Here is a 20652-nt window from a genome sequence, read left to right as displayed (position 1 = left end):
CCGCGCGCGGCCGGCCGGACTCACGACGACCGGGGCCTGAACCAGCGGCGCGGCGCGGCGCCCGATCCGTCGACGAATTCGAAGTCGTCGGTGCGGTTGAGGGTGTGGAACCGGTGGCCGGGAAAGCCCGCCCCGGCCCGCAGGGTGGTCTCCACGGTCTGGGCATAGCCCGCCATGTCGAGGCGGTCGATGCGGGCCAGCGACAGGGCCTCGCCGTAGCCGCGCCGGCAATCCTGCGCCGGGCGGATCAGGGCGCCGTCGCGCAGGACGATGCGGCCGGCCGGGCGCGCGGCCCCGAAATCGATGAGGACGGGGTTGCGCGGATGCGGTGTCCACGGCCCGCGGAAATCCGGCGCCGACCACAGGTGCAGCGCGTCCGAATAGGCGCCCCGCGCCGCGCGCGGGGGCTCGCCGGGGCCGTGCGCGCGAACGCTGGCGAACAGCCACCACCGCCCGTCCCGCTCGAGGAGGGTCGCGTCGCTCGCGGTCACGCCGGAGATCAGGGTCGCGTGCTTGACCCAGCCGCCGGGAAACGCGGTGGCCCGGTAGAGGTCGACGGTGCCGTTGTCCCCGCTCTCGGGGATCATCCAATGGGCGCCGTCGCGTTCGAACACGAACGGGTAGGAGAGGTGGTGGGCCTCCTCCAGCACCCGAACGGGCACGCCCTCGGGGCCGTCCGGGCCGAAGGCCACGGCCGAGACGACGCCCTTTCCCGTGGCGTGGGGGTATTCCTCGAGGAACAGGATCGTGCGGCCGCGATGCACCAGGGGGAACGGATCGGCGTAGAAGCGCAGGCCGTCGTCGGGCAGGTCGCGCCAGCCCCCCGGCACCTGGCGCAGATCGACGAGGTCCGGGCCGGCGAGGGGGCGCCAGGCGACGCGCCAATGCGGCGCCCGGTAGCACAGGCGATGCAGGTGCCCCGCCACCGCGCGGGCGAGGAGACCGCCGGCGCGGGCCCCGATGGCGGCGACGGTCAGGTCGGTCGGAGCCGGCGGCTCGGGGATCCGGAGCGACGCGCCGGGCGCGCAACCGCTCTCGCCCAGCTCTTCGCCGATCAGCGCCGCGCGGATCAGGTCGACGGTGCGAATGAGGCCGTCCTCGAACGCGGTGCGCATCACCGTGAGGGATTCGGTGCCGAGGCACCCGGCGGCGACGACGCGCTCCGTCTCCCTCAGGGCGGCGACGGGCGCGCGCCCGGCCAGCAGCGCGGCGAGGAGGGCGGCTTCCCCGCAGGCCCCGTCGAAGGTCAGGCGCCAGATCCGGCGCCCCGGTGCCGGGGCGACGTCGCCGCAGAGGTCGAGGACGAGGCCGGTCGGCCCGAGATCCGGATAGGCCGCGAGGGCGGCGAGCGGAACCGGCGCGGCGGGGCCGCCGCCGGGCAGGCGCCGAAGGCGGGCCTCGACGGCGAACAGCAGGGCGGCGTTGTCCGGCAGGCCGCCCGGTCCCGGCGCGCGGGAGACGGAGAGGTCGAGCCCCGGCAGGGCCGCGAGGGCGTCGAGGAGGCGCAGGTGCCAGCGGCGCGGCGCATGCCCGTCGAGGCGAACACCGACGGTCCGGGCGATCGCGCGCGCCATCGCGGGCTCAGGCCGCGGTCACGGCGAGGGCGGTGCCTTGGGCGGCGCGGTGCCGGGCGAACAGCCGGCCGAGCCGGCCCGCGACCACGTGGTACGCGGCCCGGGCGTGGAGCGTCTCCGGGTCGACGCGCCCCTGGCGGATCGCGTCCCACAGCCGCACGAACCGCTCGGCCAGACGGTCCGCCGCGGCACTGGTATCGGCGCCGCGCTCCACCAGGAAGCCGCCGGTGCCGGCGTCGACGAGGGCCTCCACCGTTTCGAGGGCCTCCGACCCGGCCGGGCGCAGTGCCCCGAAGGGGCGTCCGCCGGCGAGTCCCGCGAGGAGCAGGCCTGGCCTGTCCTGCGAGAACGCGACGGCGAGGCCGGCATGGCACGGGGCCAGGATCCGGGCGATGCCGTCCGCGTCCGCCCCGTCGTGACGCCATGTGATGTCGCGGATGGCCGCAAAACCCGGCCAGGAGTCCGGGTCGCCGGTGCCGACGAGGTGGAGCGCCACCCGGCCTTCGAGGCGGGCGCGCAGGGCCAGGACCGTCGCGACGACCAGGGTGGGGTCCACGCCGGCATCGGGGGTGGCGGCGAACAGGCGGAACACGCCGTCGTCGCAGGCGAAGGGGTGGGCCCGGGGCAGGCATGGCTCGACCGCGCCGTCGAGGGGCTCGACCTTCGGCAGGTCCCCGGGAAACCGCGCGGCCATGCGCCGGGCCACGGCCGGGTCCGCGCACACGATGGCGGTGGCCCAGCGCAGGGCCAAGCGCTCGCCGAGGGTGCGGACGAAGCCGGACGACCGGTCCGAGGCCTCCCCCCGGTCGCCGCCGTGGATCGTCTGGATGGCGGGCAGGCCGAGGAGCCGCGCCAGGGGGGCGAGGCCGAAGCGGTGCAGGTCGGCGGTGGCGGGGCCCGGCCCGAGGGCGCGCCGGATCGCCCGGCGATGGCGCAGGGTGCCGAGCCCGACCCGCAGGGTGAGGCCCGGCCCCGCGGGCGCATCGTCGCCCCGGCTGCGCGCGACGGGGAGGAAGTCGAAGGGCCGCCCGTCGCGTTCGAGGGGCCGGACCACGCCGAGGGCGCAGTCGCCGACGGCGTCGGTGCCGACGAACAGCACCGAGACATCCGCCGGGCGGTGGCGCAGGATCCGGTGGATCCAGCCCGCGACACGGCCGGTCTCCGCACTGCGCGGGTCCATCGTGTCGATGATGCACAGGCTGTGGCACGGTGGGCCGGTCGGGTCCGGGCCGTCGTCAGGCCCGTGGCCGAGGCCGAGCCTCCGCAGGGCCGGCTCGAGGGTGGTGAGGCTGAAGAGCAGGGCGGCGCAGCGCGCGTAGCGTCCGGTCAGGGCCTTCGGGGCATGCGCCAGCCGCCACAGCCATTCGAGGCGCGCCGTCCTGACGAGGCGCGGCGCCCGTACCTGGGCGCCGGAGAGGAAATCGAGGGCCGCGCCGACGCAGACGAGGCCGAGCCCCGGGTGGCGCATCGCGGCGCGCGCCGCGAACAGCTCCTGCTTCGGCGCACCGAGGGCCACGAAGACGAGGCGCGCGCCCGACGCCGCGATCCGGTCGGCATCCGCGTCGGCCGCCGGCGACAGGGGATCGAAGCCGAAGGGCGGGGCGTGCCAGCCGCGGATGTCGAGGTTCGGGCTCGCCATTCGCAGGACGGCGGCGGCCTCGACCAGGCTCTCTGCGGTGGCGCCGAACAGGTACACGGGCACGCCGTCGGCGGCGGCCGTGGCGCACAAGGGAACGACGAGGTCGGCGCCGGTGGTCACCCGCACGGGGGGCGGGTCCCGGCGGGACGCGCCGCGCCCGGCCAGGAGGGCCACGGGCCAGCCGTCCGCGCTGACGAACGTGGCGGCGCGGTAGGCGTCACGGAAGCCCGCATGGTCGCGCAGCTTGACGAGGTGATCGAGGTTGAGGGTGAAGAACGTGAAGCCGTGCCCCGTGGCGGCGCGCGCCCGCACGGTGGCCACGGCCCCGGCGAGGCTCGCGACGTTGATGAACTGACCGTCCACGGACAGGGGGGCGCTCACACCTCCCGAAGGGGCGCTCACACCTCCCGGAGGGGCACTCACACCTCCCGGAGGGGCACTTGCCCCCCCCAGGGGGGCGCCTGTCCCCCCCGGAGGGGAACCTGGTGGTGGCGCGATCGGGGGCATCGTCAGGCTTTCATCGCGGCGGGCGGCCTCGACAGGTTGCGTGGGCGTGGCCTCCGGTTCTGCGTCGAAACCCCGCGAAACGCCAACGATGGGCGTGAAACGATCCATCGGCCCGCCGCCGCGCGCCCGACCGGCGCCGCGGACGATCCCGTTTCGGATCACCGCTCCGGGGCCGCGTACCGCCATGACCCCGCGGGAGGCGCCGGCCTCCGCTGCGCCACGGGGCGGCCCTGCCCCCGGCGAAGCCTCGCCTAGGGCATTGGCGCCGGCGCTGCGGCCGTCCGGTGAGGGAGAAGGGGCACCAGTCGCCCGGATGGTCCGGGGCACCGGTCTGTCGAGGCTCACGTCTCGTGCTCCGTGCGGGGGGCACCCCGTCCCGCTCCGGGGCAAGGGGCGGGTGGGGGCGAGCGGGAACTGCAAGTGCCGCGCCGGCTACCCATGCCCTCCCGACGCCACATGCGGCGTCGGCCACCCATGCCCTCCCGACGCCACATGCGGCGTCGGCCGCGACGGGCGGGCCCCGCCCGGTGTCGTGTGGGCGGTCTGCGGTCTTGCGTCTCGGAACCCGCTTCACGTCGAGGACCTCGGCGAGGGGAAGCGCCGGCCGGCCGACGCGGACCCGCTCTGCGCCCGCAACGGTTTCCGAACCCCTTCCCGGCGGGGAAAGGCTCACGCCGGGTGGGGTTCGGCGAGGACGCTATCCGCGCGCCGCCTGAGGGCGCCCGGCGGGGGTGCGTCCTGGGCGGCGGCCCCGTGCTGCGTGGTGTCCGGTGTTGTGGCGTCTCGGGATATGGCGTCTCGGGATAGGGCGTCCTGGGACGAGGCATCCGGCGGGGACGAGCCGGCGCAGATCCGGTTGCGGCCCTGGGTCTTGGCCTCGTACAGGGCGGCGTCGGCCGTCTTTGTGGCGCGCTCGAAGCTGTCGTCGCCGAGATTCAGGGTGGCGGTGCCGATGCTCACCGTGACCGGGAGGGGGCCGCTGCGGAGGGGGAACGGCTGATCGGCGATGCTCGCCCGAAGGCGCTCGGCGATGGCGGCGACTTCCTGTGGAGTGACCCCGGGCAGCACGGCCAGGAATTCCTCGCCGCCCCAGCGGGTCACGATGTCGGTCGCCCGCAAGGTGCTTCGCACCCGCTTCGCGAAGGCGGTGAGGACGAGGTCGCCGCTCTCGTGGCCGTAACGATCGTTGATGGCCTTGAAGTGGTCGATGTCGGCGATGAGGAGGCCGGCCGGCGACCGCCCGTCGAGGGACGCGACGCGGCGCTGCAGGGCCTGCTGCAGGCCGCGACGATTGTAGAGGCCCGTGAGCGGGTCGGTCTCGGCGAGGCGGAGGAGATTGCGGTTGGCCCGCTCCGCCGCCATGGCGACGAAGCCGAAATAGACGAAGACCCCGGTGATCTGATCGAGGATGAGGGAGCCGCGGGCGCTCTCCGCCGAGGCCATCGGCATGTCGGTGCCGAGCAGCATCGCGATGGAGAGCAGGAAGGCCAGGGTGTAGCAGGCGAAGGCCAGGGTCTCGATGTACTGCGACCACAGCCGTGCCATTCCGGCCGTCCGGCGCACGGTTTCGTGGAGCGACAGGAGCGCCACGACGAGGCAGGAGGCGAAGACGCCGGTCAGCGCCAGCCGGCCGGAGAGGCCGGCGGCGAGGATGGCCGGATAGACCAGGCCCGGCAGGGCGCAGAGGAGGACGCCGAGGCCGATGTTCACCGGCCGGCCGAAGAAGCTGCGAAACCCCGTCCAGGCGAGGACGAGGCTTCCACCGTAGAGCCAGTACACCACCATCGTGACGGGAACCGACGGCAGGGTCTCGGGTGGAACGCCCATCATGACGAACGACCCGGCCATCGACGCGCCCATGGCCCCCATCCACTGCCACAGATAGGTCTGCCCACGTTGGCTGAGCGCCATGACGAGGAAGACGATCACGTAGGCGCATCGACTTGCGGCGCTGGCGAAATGCAGTGTGGCAAGGTCGAGCAACATGACGCACGGTTCTCTTGAGCGACCTGCTCCGACGGATACCTGGTGAACCCGGCGCCCGTCGCCTTGCCCCCAAGAAAGATCTCGAACTCGATCGGCCGCTACGCTGGAGAAAGCGAAAACTGGATTTCTCTCTGTTCGACTGAGTTTGCACGCGAAACTCTAATGAATTCCTAGTCGGACGACTCAGAGATCAACTCTGAATCTAGTCATGCAAGTCAGGGTTTCGAAAGTTTCCCGTCATAGGACTTTTGCTGGGCGCGCATCGCGAGACTGCGCCCCCGGAACGGCCGGGTCCCGCCCGTTCCGGTGACCGCCGGACTCCCCCTGCGGAATGGACCCCCGAAAGCACGCCCATGTCGACGTTCGAGACCTCGTCCATCGCTCCCCTCGTCGGAGGCGGTCTCGTCGAGCGCGGTCTCTCGCGGGCCCGCGTCCTGTCCCTCGCGGCCGCCCTGTGCCTCGCAGGCACGGCGGCGCACGGCGCCGAGCCGGCGGTGGAGCCCCTCCCGGCGGCGGTCGGCCTGCGGGCGGGGGACTGGCTCGTGCACGGCCGGATCATCGGCATGGTGCCGACCGAGCGGACTTCGCGCATCGAGGCCATCGGCGGCCGGATCGACACGCCCGCCGCCCTCCTGCCCGATGTCGACCTGTCCTATTTCCTGACCGATCACATCGCCGTCTCGGGGCAGGCCGGGGCGATCCGGACCAGGCCGATGATTCGGGATTCGCTCGTCGGCGACATCGCGATCGGATCGATCTGGAATGCGGCCGTCTCCGGCGTGGTGCGGTACCATTTCCTGCCGGGCGCGCGCTTCAATCCGTATCTCGGCGTCGGCGTCAGCGCGACAACGCCCGTCGCGGTCCGTCCGGCTCCGGGAATCTCGGCCTTCACGGTGCCGTCGCAGACGAGCCCGCTGCTCCAGGCCGGATTCGACCATCACCTCACCGGTAACTGGTTCGCGAACGTCATGGTCAAGTACGTCTTCGTGCCGCCCGTCGCGTACGAGATCGCCGGGGTCAAGGTGAAGACCGACCTGAACATGCTCGTCCTCGGTGCCGGGCTCGGCTACCGTTTCTGACGGGTGCCACGGCGCCGTCCGGCGGACTGGGCGGTGCAAAAGATCTTGTTCGCGGATGCGAACCCGGGTCATCTCGCTCCGACACGAGAGGACCAGCATGCCCGCCAGCGCGAACGCCCCCGGACTCGACGCCTACTGGATGCCGTTCACGGCCAACCGGCAGTTCAAGGCTGCGCCCCGCATGCTCGCGGCGGCGCAAGGCATGCACTACACGGCGACGGACGGACGCAGCGTCCTCGACGGGACGGCGGGCCTGTGGTGCGTCAACGCCGGTCACGGACGGCGCGAGATCGCCTCGGCCGTGGAGCGCCAGCTCACCACCCTCGACTTCGCGCCCTCGTTCCAGATGGGCCATCCCATCGCGTTCGACTTCGCGGAACGCCTCGCCGCCATCGCGCCGGGCGGGCCCGATGCGGGTCTCGACCGGGTGTTCTTCACGGGCTCGGGGTCGGAATCCGTCGACACCGCCCTGAAGATCGCCCTCGCCTACCAGCGCGCCATCGGCCAGGGCACCCGCACCCGGCTCATTGGACGCGAGCGCGGCTACCACGGCGTCGGCTTCGGCGGCATCTCGGTGGGCGGCCTCGTCAACAACCGCCGCGTCTTCCCCCTGCTGCCGGCCGTCGACCATCTGCGCCACACCCACGACCTCGACCGCAACGCCTTCACGCGTGGCCAGCCCGCGCACGGGGCGGAGCTCGCCGACGACCTCGAGCGCCTCGTGGCGCTGCACGGGGCCGAGACCATCGCGGCCTGCATCGTCGAGCCCCTGGCCGGCTCCACCGGCGTGCTGGTCCCGCCGCAGGGCTACCTCGAACGCCTGCGCGCGATCTGCACCCGCCACGGCATCCTGCTGATCTTCGACGAGGTCATCACCGGCTTCGGCCGCCTCGGCACGCCCTTCGCCACGGACTATTTCGGCGTGGTGCCGGACCTCGTCACCACCGCCAAGGGCCTCACGAACGGGGCGCTGCCCATGGGGGCGGTGTTCGCGGCGCGCGCCGTCCACGACGCCCTGATGCACGGGCCGGAGGGCGCCATCGAGCTCTTCCACGGCTACACCTATTCGGGCCATCCGGCGGCGTGCGCGGCCGGAATCGCCACCCTCGACATCTACGCCCGCGAGGGTCTCCTCACCCGCGCCGCCAGCTTGAGCGAGACCTGGGCGGAGGCGGTGCACGGCTTGGCCAACGCGCGCCACGTCATCGACGTCCGCACCCTCGGCCTCGTCGCCGGCATCGAACTCGCGCCCCGCGACGGCGCGCCGGGGGCCAGGGCCTACGACGTCTTCGTCGATTGCTTCGCGCGCGGCCTGCTGGTGCGGGTCACCGGCGACATCGTCGCCCTGTCGCCGCCCCTCATCGTCGAGCCAGGGCAGATCGACACCATGGTGTCGATCCTCGGCGACGCCATCGCGCGGGTGGCATGAGGGTCCAGCTGGTCCGAGGGCCCCCGGGCCTCCCCGCCTGGGGGCCCCCCGAAAGCGGTAGGCCGCGCGTTTACCCTTCGGTAACCCCGTGGCGGGTGAATGGTGGCCGGGACCTGCCGCCTCGGGCAGTCTTCCCGACTGCCGGAGGCACCGATGTTCCCCTTGATGTTCGTAGCCATCGCGGCGGGGCTCGGCACGGCCGCCGCCGTGGCGCCCACCAGCATAGCGCTCGCCGTGGTGTCCGCCCCTTTCGGCGGCAGCTTCGCCGCCCTCGCGGCCGCCCTCTATCTCGCCCGCCGCAACGCCGCCGCCGCGGCGCGCGCGGCCGCGCCGCCGGATCTCCACGACCGCACCGACGCCATGGTGGCGGCCCTGCGCAGCCTGGAGGTGCACGACCGCGCCCGGGAGGCCGCCGGCCGGTCCGCTTCGGGAACGCCCCGCGTCGGCAGGCCCGCCGCCGGCCGCAACGTCGCCTGAGCCCGCGGGCGCGATTCGCCGGGCCCGCCGACGCCCCTCGGCTCGGCCGCCCCGTCTCCGCCCAAAGGCGGCTTTCGCTTTTCGCACCCGCGGCCTAACCTCGCGGGAGACGGACCGGCCCGTCTACGGGGAGCGATCGATGCGCGTGATGATCCTGGTCAAGGCGACGGCCGACAGCGAGGCGGGCACCATGCCGTCCCTGGAGCTGCTCGAAGCCATGGGCCGGTTCAACGTGGAGCTCATGCAGGCCGGCATCCTGCTCTCGGGCGAGGGCCTGCACCCGTCCGCGCGCGGGCGGCGGGTGGTTTTCGACGGGCCCGACCGTACGGTCACCGAGGGGCCGTTCGCCGACACCGAGAGTCTCGTCGCCGGGTTCTGGATCTGGAACGTCGCCAGCCTCGACGAGGCCGTGGCCTGGGTCCGGCGCTGCCCCAACCCGATGCCCGGCCCGAGCACCATCGAGATTCGGCCGCTGTTCGAGGAGGCGGATTTCGCCGCCGCCGCAACGGCGTGACGGCTTGGCTGGCTTGACGGTCCGGGGCGTGAGCCGGGCGGGTCAGATCAGGTCGGCGAAGGCGTGGCGGGACCATGCTGCCGAGGGGGCCGGCCGCGTCGGCATCCGCACGGGGATGCCGCGCGCCGGGTTCGCGCGGCGCGGTCCGGCGGCCGTCTTGGTCCGGCGCTTGGGTTTGGCCGGTCCACCCACGGCGTCGAACTCGAACAGCAGCCGCTCGCCGTGTTCGTCCCAGATCCATCCATCCCTGGCCAGGCCGATGGAGCGGCCGGAATAGGCGAACACCTCGTCCGCATCGATGAACGCCGCCGGCGTGCCGTTCCAGAGATAGATCGACTGACCGTCGCGACAGAACGCGGTCTCGCGACCCTCACGGTCGAACAACTCGATCATTCGGCAATCCTCATCCTGGCTCCGTCATGCGCCTCCGGGCGCCGGGACTGGATGACCGTGCGTGTCAGCCTGACGGCTCGGGCGGCCTTTGACAACCGGCGCCCCGGCCGGTCCCCGTCAGGGCAGGGCCTCGAACGCCTGCATCAGCAGGGCCGCATGGAGGCCGACGGCGAGGAACGGGCCGAAGGGCAACCGGGTCGCCCCGTCGATGGACCGGCCGCGCAGGGCCGCGACGGCCAGGATGGCGAGGGCCAGGACGCTCGCCGCGAGGATCATCGCGGGCAGGCCGGCAAGGCCGGTCCAGGCAGCGCCCGCGGCGATGAACTTCACGTCGCCGAGGCCGAGGCCGACGCGGCCGCGGAGACGCGCATGCGCGGCGCGCACGGCCCACAGGACGGCGAAGGCGAGGCCCGCCGTCGCGAGGCCCTGCGCCAGGGCCGAGAAGACCGCCGAGGAAACCGCCCAGGAAACCGCCGACGAGTTGCCATCCAGCGCCCGCCCCGCCGTCACGGCGAGGCCGAGGCCCAGCAGGGCGAAGTTGAGACGGTTCGGGATGATGCGCCGGCGCCCGTCGATCACCGCCACCGCCACGGTGATAGGCAGGGGCAGCAGGGCCACGATCAGCGGCGTGTCGAAGGGGACCACGCGGCGTCAGGCCGCCGTGGCCGGGGACCGGCCGACGGTGACGAACTGGCCGGGGGGAATGCGCGGTGCCGCCGCCCGCTCGGGAATTCGACGCTTGGGAGCGCCGCCTTCTGAAAGGGACGGGCCTTGCGAAAGAGACGGGCCTTGCGAGACGGTTGGGGCTTGCGAGAAGCGCGAGGCTTGCGGAGGAACGGCGTCCTGCACCGTGGCGAGGGGATCGGCCTCGGGTTCGAGGATCTCCAGGAAGGCGGCGCGGCGGCCCGGCCGGCCCAGCTTCTTCCACAGGAGGCCCGCGCCGAGGGAGGCGGCGACGGCGGCGGCGAGCCAGAGCGCGATGAGGAGGCCGAAGGCGACCCCGCCGTTCAGTTCCCGCATGAGGCCGAGGACGAAGGCGGTGTACCACGACACCCCCGAGACCGCCCCCGAGACCAGGAACACGGCGGTGCGGCCCCGGGAGACGCCGTGCAGCATCGGCCGGCGCACGTCGCGCAGGACGCCCGGCAGCACGAGGGCGTGGATCATCAGGCCGTTGACGGTCAGCACGCTCACCACCACCACCTTGGCCCAGAGCTTGGGGTTCTCGAGCTTCTCCGGGGCCTCGATGGCGTAGAGGGCGAGGAAGCCGAGCCCCGACAGCCACAGCAGGCCGATCCCGACCGCCACCACCTTGCTGATGAAGTGGAAGGTGCGCTCGATCTCGGCCGGCATGCCGCCCCAGCGCATCCAGCGCAGGATCCAGAAATCCAGCATGGTGGCGCCGCCGAGGCCGAAGCAGAGCCCCATCAGGTGGAGGCCGACGAGGAGGGTGAGGAGCCGCACGTGCGGAAGCGGCTCGGGCAGGGGAATCCTGAGCGGTAGCGGGATGACGAGGGCATCCGCCAGGGCCGGCCCGCAGACCGTGAGGCAGACCGCTCCGGTGCAGGCCCCCACGAGGGCACGGATCGCCACGGGGCGCCCCTGATCCGTCCGCATCCGCACTGGAAGTCCTCCCGGCCCGCCGGAGACAACTCGTCCGCCGCCCATCTCTCATCGGGGACTATAACGGGAAAACTTAAGCAATCGGTATCCGTGTCGATCAGCAGAGTCTTCATGAAGTTCCGGCAGATTGAGCCTATAGCTTCAAGGGTGCTGGGACGATGGAAGTACAGACGCAATCGATCCGCGACGACGGGGAGCCCAACCCCGGGGAAGCCGGCTTCTCCCTCGTCGAGCTCCTGGTCGTCCTGGCGATCATCGGAATGATCGCCACGATGGTGACCCCACAGGTGCTGGGCTACCTCGGCCGCGCCAAGGGTGAAACCGCGCGGATCCAGATCAAGAACATCGGCCAGGCCCTGGAACTCTACTTCCTCGACCTCGGCACCTATCCGACGACGAACGAAGGCCTGTCCGCCCTCGTGGCGCCACCCGCCGGCAGCGTCGCCTGGCGCGGGCCCTACGTGCGGGACGCCAAGGGCCTGACCGACCCGTGGGGCCAGCCCTACCTCTACCGCTCCCCCGGCCTCGGCAACGCCCCCTTCGAGGTCACGGCGCGCAGCCTCGCCGGCCTGTCGGGCGAAGCCAACGCCGTCGCGGCCCGCTGAGCGGGGCTTCGCGGTGCGCCGGGCGGGGCGCCGCGGCCCATTGGGCGGCGCGTCGCGGCCCGCTGGGCGGGGCCCCCTACCGGCGGGGCTTCTGCATCTTCACCACGGTGTTCTTCGGCTTGCCGAACGGCTTCAGGGGCGCCTTGGCCTCCAGGGCGGCCCGGGCCAGGGCCTGGGGCTGGGGCGCACCGGCGGCGATGCGCCGGAGCGCGTCGGCCATCTCCTCGAGGGTCTGGGCCGCCTCGCCCTCCAGGGTCTCCTCGGGCCGGATGCCGTTGAGCTCGGGAGCGATCTCCTCGGCCGCCTCGCGCAGCTCCTCGATGAGTTCGGCGGCGGAATAGCGCGGGGGTGGGGACGTGGCCATGGCGCGACCATGCCAGCCCCGCGCCGGCCCGACAACTGGCCTCCGGACCCGAGGATCCTCGGAACCCGCGTCCACCGCACCTGGGTCCACCGGGTTCCGGCGGCGGCCCGTGAACTCTCGGGTGTCTCGACTGTTGCGTGACCACCCGCCACCGAACGAACGGCCTTCCATGACCCGCATCGCCCTCACCGCCGCCCTCGCGGCGTTTCTCGCGGCCGGCCCCGCCTTGGCCCAGCCCGTGGCGCCCACGGGGGGCGCCGGCAACACCGGCGTGATGACGCCGGCCCTGGAGCCCGACGAGGGGCTGCAAGCCAAGGACCGTCCCCTTCGCCCCGCCCCGAACGTCGTCGGCAATCCGAGCCCGGCCTCGGTCCCGGGCAGCACCCCCGGCGTCAACGTCGGCGGCACGCCGACGAGCGGCCCGCCCGGCACCGGCGGCGCGTCCGGCGGCCCCTCCCTCGGCAACCGCTAGGACCTCGTCCCGGATCGCGCATCCGGGACGGCGGTTCAGGGGCCCGCCGATGCCTCGCCTTCGACCGAGGCGCCGACATCCCCCGTTCGGGGCCTCGGCGCCTCAGCCGAGGGCGTCGGCGACGGCTTTGCCGCAGGCCTCCGTGGTCGCCAAGCCGCCGAGGTCGCGCGTCCTGAGCGCCGGTTCGACGAGGACCCGCTCGATGGCCGAGACGATCTCGGCCGCGGCCGCCGTCTCGCCGAGGTGCTCGAGCATCATCGCGCCCGACCAGATCTGCCCGATGGGGTTGGCGACGCCCTGGCCGAAGATGTCGGGCGCCGAACCATGCACCGGCTCGAACAGGGACGGCTGGCTCCGGTCGGGGTTGATGTTACCCGACGGCGCGATGCCGATGGTGCCGGTGCAGGCGGGCCCGAGGTCCGACAGGATGTCGCCGAACAGGTTCGAGGCCACCACCACGTCGAAGCGGTCCGGGTTCAGCACGAAATGCGCCGCCAGGATGTCGATGTGGTACTGGTCCCAGCGCACGTCCGGATAGTGTCCGGCCATGGCCCGGACGCGCTCGTCCCAGTACGGCATGGTGATGGAGATGCCGTTCGACTTCGTCGCCGAGGTGAGATGCTTCTTCGGCCGCGTCTGGGCGAGATCGAAGGCGTAGCGCAGGATGCGGTCGACCCCGTGGCGGGTCATGATCGTTTCCTGGATGGCGAATTCCCGGTCGGTGTCGGCGAACATGCGCCCGCCTGCATTGGAATACTCGCCCTCGGTGTTCTCGCGCACGACGTAGAAGTCGATGTCGCCGGGCTTGCGGCCGACGAGGGGGCACGGCACCCCCGGCATCAGGCGGGCCGGGCGCAGGCTGACATACTGGTCGAAGGTCCGCCGGAACTGGATCAGCGAGCCCCAGAGCGAGATGTGGTCGGGCACCCGCGCGGGCATGCCGACGGCGCCGAAGAAGATCGCCCGGTGACCGGAGATCCGGTCCTTCCAATCCTCGGGCATCATCCGCCCGTGCTTGTCGTAGTAATCGCACGAGGCGAAATCGAACCAGTCGAGGTCGAGGGTGAAGCCGTGGCGCCGGGCCGCCGCCTCGAGGACGCGCACGCCCTCGGGAACGACCTCGTTGCCGATGCCGTCCCCGGGCACGACGGCGATGCGATAGCGGCGATTGGTCATGGGTGCGGGTCTCCCTGGCAGGCGGGCCGCACGATAGGACGGTGGGGCGGTGCCTTGCCAGGGCGCGGCGGCCCGGTCAGTTCGGGTCCGAACGCTGCAGGAACTCGATGCGGACCGCGTCCGGCCCTTCGATGAAAACGACCCGCAGGCCCGGGCGCACGTCGGTGATGCCGGACACGATGGTGACGCCCCGGCGGCGGAGCTCGGCGTAGGTCGCGTCGATGTCGAGGACGCCGAGGCCGATGTGCTCGATGCCGAGATGCGGCGCCGGCGCGGCGGGGGTCAATCCCTCCGGCGCCTGCTCGATGAACAGGGTCAGGCCGCCAAGGTCGAGGATCACCCGGCTCACCGGGCTACCCTCGCGCCCGACTTCGCGGGCATCGAGCTTGTCGACGTAGAATGCGCCGGCCGCGGTGGCATCGCGGCTGCGCAGGTGGAGGTGGTCGCAGTGGAGGCGGGTCGTCAGGGCCGTCATTCTCATCTCCGGGGATCGGGCGTCACCCGATGGGCGGGGGCCGCGGGCGTCAAATCCAGGCGCTAAGCCAGAGCCTGGGGATGGGGCGGCACCGCTCCTAAACGCAACCGGCGCGACGCCCCGAAGACCAACGGCAAGACCGAGCGCGTCGTCCAGACGTTCCTGCGCGAAACCGGCCTATGCCCATGCCCACGACACGTCCGATCAACGCGGAGACGAACGCTCGGCCTTCTACTCCAGGTACAACTGGCCGCGGCCTCACGGGGGCATCGACCGCCAAGCCCCCATCGGCCGACTCGGATTATCCGAGGGCGACCTGCCGATGCTCCATACCAAGCCGCGCCGCGCGCGGCCGAAGCCCAATCGGGAGGCGTAGCCTCAGGCCGCTCAGGCCGCCTTCGGCCGTTCGCCTGCGGGCGCGTCCTTGAAGGCGACTCCGATGAACTCGTTGTCGATAGTCAGGCGACGCCCGACCCGGCCGCCTGGTGTACGGATTTTGTGATCGTGAATGTGGACGCCGAAGATGTGATCGATCCACTTGGCGTTCTTGCAGAGGCGGCGTGCGCGCAGCATCGTCCAGGGCGCGATTTTGCGCAGCTCGTTCTCCGTGTTGAATTCGTTGACCGCAAGGGCCTCCCCCACCCAGGGGTTGACCGTGATGTCGCCGACGTCGTCGAGGTAGATCGGCAGAAGGGGGAGGTATTTATCGGGTGAGCCGCGGAAGATTTCCAGGGCTTGCTTGGCAGAAGAATAGTAATCCACGTCGATGGAGGCGAACCCGATCGGCGCATCCGCCGTCACGGTCTCGAGGAAGCGGGGCAGGGTCTCGGCGATGTCGCCGATGATCAGCTCGCAATTGACCGGGAGGTTGTTCCGCAGGCGCTCGACGTCCATGGGGAAGTCGCCGGCCTGATAGATCTCCGGCAGGTCGCGGTAGTCGATAGGCGGCGGCATTCCGGTGCCGGTGTCGAAGCCGACGACGCGGAACGTGATGCCGGTGGCCTTCGTCACGTTCTCGGCGATCCGGCAGATGTTGAGAAGCCCTGCCCCGGACGCCACGCCGAATTCGAGGATGGTCAGGCGTGTATAGCCCCATTCGCGCGCGAGGTCGGCGGCGCGCAGGATCGGGAAGGCGTATTGCGGCCGGATCACCAGATCGAAGTCGACCTTCCGACGAAAGCTTCCGAACAACGCCACGAACGCCGCAGCGATGTTCACGTGAAGGGGTTCGGTGAGTCGTTCCGCAAGGACGCGCTCGAACTTTCCGGGACTGAAGATACGCCGGACCAACGGATTCAACATGTGAAATCCTACGCCAAAAGATTTTTTCCAGCATCGGACATAAGTGACCTCTCCATGTTCCCGCAAGATTAACGCTGCGCGAAAGCTTGATTATCAACAAAAACAAAGCTGCTTGACTGTTTACCGATGTTTTCATGGTAAAGAGCGTTGAAGAGGCCGTGGAATTGAGATTCTACGGCTGTATCTGTCGCGCGGGGGCTCCTGTCCGACGTACCGAGGACACGCCGCCGGGACAGGCGCCCGCCACGGCGGAGCGTGTCCTACGCCTGCGCCCGGCCCACCGCCATCAGGGCGAAGGCGTAGATCAGGCCGACCTCCTCCAGGCGGTCGAAGCGGCCGGCCGCACCGCCGTGGCCCGCCTCCATGTTGATGCGCAGGAGCACCGGGCCGCCGCCCGTCATGGTGGCCCGCAGGCGCGCGACCCATTTGGCCGGCTCCCAGTAGGTCACGCGCGGGTCGGTGAGGCCGCCGAGCGCCAGGATCGCCGGATAGGCTTTCGCCGCCACGTTGTCGTAGGGCGAGTAGGAGAGGATGGTCTCGAAGGCGGCGAGGCTGTCGGCCGGGTTGCCCCATTCGGGCCATTCCGGCGGGGTCAGGGGCAGGTCGCCGTCCAGCATGGTGTTGAGCACGTCGACGAAGGGCACGTCGGCGACGATCCCGGCGAACAGCTCCGGCGCCAGGTTGGCCACCGCCCCCATGAGCATGCCGCCGGCCGATCCGCCATGGGCGACGATGTTGCCGGAGCGGGTGTAGCCCGCCTCGATCAGGGCCCGTCCGCACGCGACGAAGTCCGAGAAGGTGTTGGGCTTCTTGTCGCGCTTGCCGTCGAGGTACCAGTTCCAGCCCTTCTCGGTGCCGCCGCGCACGTGCGCGATGGCGTAGACGAAGCCGCGATCGACGAGGGACAGCAGGTTGGTGCGGAACGCCGCCGGCATCAGGGTGCCGTAGGAGCCGTAGCCGTAGAGCAGCAGGGGCGCTGATCCGTCGAGGACGAGGTCGCGCCGGTGCAGGAGCGAGACAGGCACGGTCTCGCCGTCCGGCGCCGTGGCGAACAGCCGGCGGGTGACGTAGTCCTCGGGCTTGTGGCCGCTCGGGATCGTCTGGCGCTTGCGCAGCTGCCGCGAGCGGGTGACGCAATCGTAGTCGTAGGTCTCGGCCGGCGTGGTCATCGACGAGTAGGTGAAGCGGATCACCGCCGTCTCGAACTCGTGACCGGGCTGCAGCCCGAGGGAATAAGCCTCCTCGGCGAAGGCCACCACGTGCTCGGAGCCCGCCATGTCGCGCACGACGATGCGGGGCCGGGCGTTCTCGATCTCCAACCGCACGATGTGCTCGGCGATGATGTGCTGGTGGCGGATCATCACGCCGGTCCGGTGCGGCACCACGTCGGTCCAGTTCTCGCGGCCGGGCGCCTCGATCCGGGCGGTGGCGATCTTGAAGTCCACCGCCCCGTCGGCGTTGGTGAGGATGAAGAGGTGAGGGCCCCAGTTCTCGACGGAATAGATGAGCAGGGGCGTGCGCGGCTGCACCAGCAGGGGCGCCGCATCGGGGGCGCCCCGGTCGAGGAGGCGGACCTCCGAGGTCTCGTGGTCGCTCGCCGTGATGGCTAGGTGGTCGCCCGACTGGGTCTCCTCGATGTGGACGAAGAAGCCCGAATCCGGCTCCTCGTAGAGCAGCACGTCCTCGGCCTGCGGGGTGCCGAGGCGGTGGCGCAGGACCCGGGCCGGGCGGTGGTTACTGTCGAGGGCGACGTAATGGAACGCGCTGCCGTCCTTGGTCCACACCACTTCGCCCGTGGTCGCGTCGATGCGGTCGGGGCCGTCGAGGCCGGTGTCGAGGTCGCGCACCCGGATGGTGTGCAACTCCGAGCCGTTGGTGTCGGCGCTCCAGGCCAGCCGCGCGTGGTCGTCGGAATGGACAGCCGCCGCGATCTCGAAGAAGGCCAGACCCGCCCCCTCCCGGTCGCCGTCGAGGAGAATGACCTCGCCCTCCTCGGGGCCGCCCTCGGCGGCGGTCTCGGCGCCTTGCCCCGGGATCACCACCACGGTGCGGGGCCGCCGGCACACCAGGGGATGCTGGCCGCCGTCGCGGTGCCGGGTGTAGTAGGCGAACGGCCCGTCGGGCTCGGGCACGCCGCTGTCGTCCTCGCGGATGCGCCCGCGCATCTCGGCCACCAGGGTCTTTCGCAGGGCGGCGACGGGTTCCAGGGCGGCGTCCGCGTAGGCGTTCTCGGCTTTCAGGTAGGCGCCGATCTCGTCCGGCAGGGCAGCCGGGTCCTTGAGGACGGCGCGCCAGTTCTCCGCCTTGAGCCAGGCGTAATCGTCGGTAATCGTGCGGCCGTGGACCGTGAAGGCATGGGGCCGCGCTTCGGCCACCGGTGCCGCTGACGGAACTGTGATGGGAATACGGTCGGTTACCATGGCCAAAATCCTCGGATCGGGCTGGCGCGGCGCGGGGCGGGCATGCTTCGCATGATCGAACCGGCGTGCCCGCCACTCGTCACAGCCATGTGCAGCGCCGGGAGGGGGCCGGCAAGGGGCCTCCGACCGGGACGGAGCCCTGGACCGGGGACGATCGGAGCGGACGCGGGCTGGCGGGGGCAAGACGATTCACCGTTACGGCAAGCCGTTTCGTCGCCGCGATGAGCCCTCGCGGCTCCCGAGAATGAGCTGAAAAGTACATGATTGTACAGCTCAGGACATTGCGCGCCGTGTGCAGATGTGTCCGTGCAATTGTGTTCGATGAATTATTATTCAGTGCAACGGCGCGACGCAAGATGGTTTCGACTGCCTTGTCCTGCGCTGGAGGAATGATTAATTGCTTCCCGTCCCATGGCAGGGTGCGTCGCTATAGATTACACTCCTTCGGGAGAGCGGACGTTGATGCTGCAAACCATCATCAACCCATCGAGGCATTGGGCGCCAGACCGATCGGGCTTTTTCGTCCCGGGGGGATCTGTGCATTTAAGGAAACGCTAAGACTATGACTGAGTTTGAAAATTCGGCGGATTACGTGGAACTGACGGTCGACATCGTTTCGGCCTACGTGAGCAACAACCCGGTTCCCCCGGCGGAGCTAGCCCAGCTCATCGGCCGGGTCCACGCCTCGCTGATCCAGATCGGCAGCGGCCAGGAGGAGCCGAAGGCTCCGTCCGCTCCGCAGCAGCCGGCGGTCTCCGTCAAGAAATCCGTGACGGCGGACCACATCATCTGCCTGGAAGACGGACGCGTGTTCAAGTCGCTCAAGCGTCACTTGCGCGCGAAGTACGACATGAGCCCCGAGCAGTATCGTGCGAAGTGGGGCCTGCCGCCGGACTATCCGATGGTCGCCCCGAACTACGCCAAGGCCCGGTCCGACCTTGCCAAGGCCATCGGCCTCGGCCAGACCCGCAACGGAAACTACGACGAAGCCGCCTGAGGGCGGTCCGGCATCGCACGAAGGTCTGCCGTCGAGGCGGCGACTTCGAGGCGATGCCTCGCACCGGGCGGAGCCACAGCATCCGCCCGGAGAATCATGTCCGGGAAATGGGAAATCGGGCTTGATTTAGGACTTATATCCTTTACCATGGGTTGCAGGGCGATGAGCTGGCCCGCGTTACTCGTGGAACAAATCATGAACAAAATTCGATCCGTTGCGTCGACTTCCCGCACTACGGTCCGTCCGGCCGGCTTGGCGCCGGTTCTCGGGCGCGACGCCAGGCGCCTCCTCGCGGCCCTGGCCGAAGAGGGCGCCTACGCGCTGCCCGAACCAATGGCGGACGGCGCCGGCACGGAGGGCTGGTTCATCGTGCGGGTGGGCGGAGCCGGCGTGTCCCTCGGGGCCGGGCGCTTTCCCGCCGCAGCCGGGGCGGCGCTCCTGTCCGCCGACCTCGCGGAACGGGCGGCCGGCCGCAACGCGCGCCTCACCCTCAGCCCGGCCGGGCTCGCCCGCCTGCGGCGCGAGCGGGCGGGCACCCATCCGCCCTACCTCGCCCAGCACCTCGACCTCGTCGGCGAGGGTGGCGCCCGGCAAGGCGCCCGCGAAGGGCGTCCCTTACGCGACGCCGCCGAGAGCCCGCTGGCATGGATGGCCCGGCGCCGGGACCGGGACGGCGTGCCGCTCATCGACGCCGCCTGCTACGAGGCCGGCGAACGCCTGCGACGCGACCTGACCCGGGCGGTGATGATGCCGCGCATGGGGGCGGATTGGAGCGGGCCGAAGGTCGACGGCTCGGGGCCGCGCGATTCGTCGAGCGCCTCCGACGCCATGCTGGCGGCGCGCCAGCGCGTACGCACGGCCCTGGCCGCCGTGGGCAGCGACCTCTCGGGCCTACTCATCGACCTCTGCGGCTTCCTGAAAGGGCTGGAGCGCATCGAGGCCGAGCGGCGCTGGCCGGCGCGCTCGGCCAAGGTGGTGGCCCGCATCGCGCTGGCGCGTCTCGCCGAACATTACGGCTTCGAGCGCGAGGCCGTGGGGCCGGGCCGGGGCCGGATGCGCCTGTGGCGGGACGCTGCGGCGCTCTGATTTTCCGCGTCCGCCCGAACGGGCCCGGCCGATGCGACGCTCACGCCGCCAGGAGCCGGGCCGCGTCGTGATGGATGCGCTCGGCCATGGCGCGCACGCCGTTGGACCGCTTCGAGGTGAGGTGGGCGCCGAGCCCGATCTCCTTGAACACCCCGAACACGTCGACGGCGCCGATCTCCTGCGCCGTCTTGCCGTCGTGAAGGGCCATCACCAGGGCGATTAGCCCCTTGGTCACCGTGGAATCGCTGGTGCCGCGCAGGCTCAGCCGCGGTGGCTCCTGTGCCTCGTCCATGCGGGACGCCACCCAGACCTGGCTCTCGCAGCCGTGGACCCGGTTGTGCTCGGTGAGGAGATCCTCCGGAAACGGCGGCAGGGCGCGGCCGAGTTCGATGAGGTACTCGATCTGGTCCGGTCCCTCGTCCAGGATTCCGAAATTCTCGATGATGGTCTCGATGGGCGGCAGCATGGATGGGGGCGGTCTCGCGATCGGGCGGGGCTTCCTCCGATATAGGCCTCCCGCCGGCGGATGCGACC

Annotated in this window: 20 protein-coding genes; 8 read left to right on the top strand and 12 right to left on the bottom strand. The window is 71.3% G+C overall.

Annotation, left to right across the window (positions count from 1 at the left end; all coding sequences use genetic code 11):
* Positions 1-20: 20 nt before the first annotated feature.
* The 3 genes from ASF22_RS01615 to ASF22_RS01605 form a co-directional block, all read right to left on the bottom strand.
* Positions 21-1574, bottom strand: coding sequence for a hypothetical protein (locus ASF22_RS01615; RefSeq protein WP_056260825.1), 1554 nt, complete (start codon positions 1572-1574; stop codon positions 21-23).
* A gap of 7 nt (positions 1575-1581) precedes the next feature.
* Positions 1582-3594, bottom strand: a complete 2013-nt coding sequence (locus ASF22_RS24465) for a WecB/TagA/CpsF family glycosyltransferase (protein ID WP_056260823.1) — start codon at positions 3592-3594, stop codon at positions 1582-1584.
* Between the two features lie 795 nt (positions 3595-4389).
* Positions 4390-5706 carry a GGDEF domain-containing protein gene (locus ASF22_RS01605; protein ID WP_056260821.1) on the bottom strand — a complete coding sequence of 439 codons (1317 nt, stop codon included), beginning with the start codon at positions 5704-5706 and terminating at the stop codon, positions 4390-4392.
* A 353-nt stretch (positions 5707-6059) separates the two neighbouring features.
* Between ASF22_RS01605 and ASF22_RS01600 the strand changes: the two genes are divergently transcribed.
* The 4 genes from ASF22_RS01600 (at position 6060) to ASF22_RS01585 (ending at position 9205) form a co-directional block, all read left to right on the top strand.
* Positions 6060-6785, top strand: a complete 726-nt coding sequence (locus ASF22_RS01600) for an OmpW family outer membrane protein (RefSeq protein ID WP_056260819.1) — start codon at positions 6060-6062, stop codon at positions 6783-6785.
* Positions 6786-6882: 97 nt separating this feature from the next.
* Positions 6883-8214 carry an aspartate aminotransferase family protein gene (locus ASF22_RS01595; protein WP_056260817.1) on the top strand — a complete coding sequence of 444 codons (1332 nt, stop codon included), beginning with the start codon at positions 6883-6885 and terminating at the stop codon, positions 8212-8214.
* A gap of 153 nt (positions 8215-8367) precedes the next feature.
* Positions 8368-8691, top strand: coding sequence for a hypothetical protein (locus ASF22_RS01590; RefSeq protein ID WP_156398846.1), 324 nt, complete (start codon positions 8368-8370; stop codon positions 8689-8691).
* Between the two features lie 139 nt (positions 8692-8830).
* On the top strand, positions 8831-9205 hold the full coding sequence (locus tag ASF22_RS01585; RefSeq protein WP_056170483.1) for a YciI family protein: 375 nt from the start codon (positions 8831-8833) through the stop codon (positions 9203-9205).
* Positions 9206-9247: 42 nt separating this feature from the next.
* Here ASF22_RS01585 and ASF22_RS01580 read toward each other — a convergent pair whose 3' ends face one another.
* The 3 genes from ASF22_RS01580 to ASF22_RS24695 form a co-directional block, all read right to left on the bottom strand.
* Positions 9248-9598: a 4-fold beta flower protein gene (locus tag ASF22_RS01580; RefSeq protein WP_056170479.1), complete on the bottom strand. Its 351-nt coding sequence runs from the start codon at positions 9596-9598 to the stop codon at positions 9248-9250.
* 117 nt (positions 9599-9715) lie between these two features.
* A complete protein-coding gene (locus tag ASF22_RS01575) occupies positions 9716-10243 on the bottom strand; it encodes an A24 family peptidase (RefSeq protein ID WP_056260813.1) in 528 nt (175 codons plus the stop codon).
* Between the two features lie 6 nt (positions 10244-10249).
* A complete protein-coding gene (locus ASF22_RS24695) occupies positions 10250-11215 on the bottom strand; it encodes a hypothetical protein (protein WP_244474177.1) in 966 nt (321 codons plus the stop codon).
* Positions 11216-11379: 164 nt separating this feature from the next.
* Here ASF22_RS24695 and gspG point away from each other — a divergent pair, with 164 nt between their 5' ends.
* A complete protein-coding gene (gene gspG, locus ASF22_RS01565) occupies positions 11380-11826 on the top strand; it encodes a type II secretion system major pseudopilin GspG (RefSeq protein ID WP_056260811.1) in 447 nt (148 codons plus the stop codon).
* A 76-nt stretch (positions 11827-11902) separates the two neighbouring features.
* Here gspG and ASF22_RS01560 read toward each other — a convergent pair whose 3' ends face one another.
* Positions 11903-12190 (bottom strand): hypothetical protein, encoded by a 288-nt coding sequence (locus ASF22_RS01560; RefSeq protein WP_056260809.1) that lies wholly within the window; start codon positions 12188-12190, stop codon positions 11903-11905.
* 169 nt (positions 12191-12359) lie between these two features.
* On the opposite strand from ASF22_RS01560, the gene ASF22_RS01555 reads away from it, so the two are divergent.
* Entirely contained in the window at positions 12360-12662 is a 303-nt protein-coding gene (locus ASF22_RS01555; protein ID WP_056260808.1) for a hypothetical protein, read from the top strand.
* Positions 12663-12764: 102 nt separating this feature from the next.
* Here ASF22_RS01555 and ASF22_RS01550 read toward each other — a convergent pair whose 3' ends face one another.
* From ASF22_RS01550 to ASF22_RS01535, 4 genes are all read right to left on the bottom strand, one after another.
* Entirely contained in the window at positions 12765-13838 is a 1074-nt protein-coding gene (locus tag ASF22_RS01550) for a tartrate dehydrogenase (protein WP_056260806.1), read from the bottom strand.
* Positions 13839-13914: 76 nt separating this feature from the next.
* Positions 13915-14313, bottom strand: coding sequence for a VOC family protein (locus ASF22_RS01545; protein ID WP_056260804.1), 399 nt, complete (start codon positions 14311-14313; stop codon positions 13915-13917).
* A gap of 387 nt (positions 14314-14700) precedes the next feature.
* Entirely contained in the window at positions 14701-15531 is an 831-nt protein-coding gene (locus ASF22_RS01540) for a hypothetical protein (RefSeq protein WP_210166645.1), read from the bottom strand.
* Between the two features lie 344 nt (positions 15532-15875).
* Positions 15876-18035, bottom strand: coding sequence for a S9 family peptidase (locus ASF22_RS01535; protein ID WP_056260801.1), 2160 nt, complete (start codon positions 18033-18035; stop codon positions 15876-15878).
* A gap of 562 nt (positions 18036-18597) precedes the next feature.
* Between ASF22_RS01535 and ASF22_RS01530 the strand changes: the two genes are divergently transcribed.
* Together ASF22_RS01530 and ASF22_RS01525 are read left to right on the top strand one after the other, a co-directional pair.
* The gene (locus ASF22_RS01530; protein ID WP_056170448.1) at positions 18598-19032 is read left to right on the top strand and encodes a MucR family transcriptional regulator; all 435 of its coding nucleotides are present in this window, start codon (positions 18598-18600) and stop codon (positions 19030-19032) included.
* 195 nt (positions 19033-19227) lie between these two features.
* Positions 19228-20118: a DUF6456 domain-containing protein gene (locus ASF22_RS01525; protein WP_244474176.1), complete on the top strand. Its 891-nt coding sequence runs from the start codon at positions 19228-19230 to the stop codon at positions 20116-20118.
* Positions 20119-20158: 40 nt separating this feature from the next.
* Here ASF22_RS01525 and ASF22_RS01520 read toward each other — a convergent pair whose 3' ends face one another.
* On the bottom strand, positions 20159-20584 hold the full coding sequence (locus tag ASF22_RS01520) for a SufE family protein (protein WP_056260797.1): 426 nt from the start codon (positions 20582-20584) through the stop codon (positions 20159-20161).
* Between the last annotated feature and the right edge of the window lie 68 nt (positions 20585-20652).

The sequence above is a fragment of the Methylobacterium sp. Leaf87 genome, from assembly GCF_001422775.1.
Lineage (GTDB): Bacteria > Pseudomonadota > Alphaproteobacteria > Rhizobiales > Beijerinckiaceae > Methylobacterium.
The sequence above is the reverse complement of the archived record's forward strand: the minus strand, read 5'-3'. Positions and strand labels throughout refer to the sequence as shown.

Bases quoted from the DNA above. Each gene is read 5' to 3' on its own strand.
- ASF22_RS01615 (WP_056260825.1), bottom strand. From the start codon at position 1,574: ATGGCGCGCGCGATCGCCCGGACCGTCGGTGTTCGCCTCGACGGGCAT.
- ASF22_RS01605 (WP_056260821.1), bottom strand. From the start codon at position 5,706: ATGTTGCTCGACCTTGCCACACTGCATTTCGCCAGCGCCGCAAGTCGA.
- ASF22_RS01600 (WP_056260819.1), top strand. From the start codon at position 6,060: ATGTCGACGTTCGAGACCTCGTCCATCGCTCCCCTCGTCGGAGGCGGT.
- ASF22_RS01595 (WP_056260817.1), top strand. From the start codon at position 6,883: ATGCCCGCCAGCGCGAACGCCCCCGGACTCGACGCCTACTGGATGCCG.
- ASF22_RS01590 (WP_156398846.1), top strand. From the start codon at position 8,368: ATGTTCCCCTTGATGTTCGTAGCCATCGCGGCGGGGCTCGGCACGGCC.
- ASF22_RS01585 (WP_056170483.1), top strand. From the start codon at position 8,831: ATGCGCGTGATGATCCTGGTCAAGGCGACGGCCGACAGCGAGGCGGGC.
- ASF22_RS01580 (WP_056170479.1), bottom strand. From the start codon at position 9,598: ATGATCGAGTTGTTCGACCGTGAGGGTCGCGAGACCGCGTTCTGTCGC.
- ASF22_RS24695 (WP_244474177.1), bottom strand. From the start codon at position 11,215: ATGCGGACGGATCAGGGGCGCCCCGTGGCGATCCGTGCCCTCGTGGGG.
- gspG (WP_056260811.1), top strand. From the start codon at position 11,380: ATGGAAGTACAGACGCAATCGATCCGCGACGACGGGGAGCCCAACCCC.
- ASF22_RS01560 (WP_056260809.1), bottom strand. From the start codon at position 12,190: ATGGCCACGTCCCCACCCCCGCGCTATTCCGCCGCCGAACTCATCGAG.
- ASF22_RS01555 (WP_056260808.1), top strand. From the start codon at position 12,360: ATGACCCGCATCGCCCTCACCGCCGCCCTCGCGGCGTTTCTCGCGGCC.
- ASF22_RS01550 (WP_056260806.1), bottom strand. From the start codon at position 13,838: ATGACCAATCGCCGCTATCGCATCGCCGTCGTGCCCGGGGACGGCATC.
- ASF22_RS01545 (WP_056260804.1), bottom strand. From the start codon at position 14,313: ATGACGGCCCTGACGACCCGCCTCCACTGCGACCACCTCCACCTGCGC.
- ASF22_RS01535 (WP_056260801.1), bottom strand. From the start codon at position 18,035: ATGGTAACCGACCGTATTCCCATCACAGTTCCGTCAGCGGCACCGGTG.
- ASF22_RS01530 (WP_056170448.1), top strand. From the start codon at position 18,598: ATGACTGAGTTTGAAAATTCGGCGGATTACGTGGAACTGACGGTCGAC.
- ASF22_RS01525 (WP_244474176.1), top strand. From the start codon at position 19,228: ATGAACAAAATTCGATCCGTTGCGTCGACTTCCCGCACTACGGTCCGT.
- ASF22_RS01520 (WP_056260797.1), bottom strand. From the start codon at position 20,584: ATGCTGCCGCCCATCGAGACCATCATCGAGAATTTCGGAATCCTGGAC.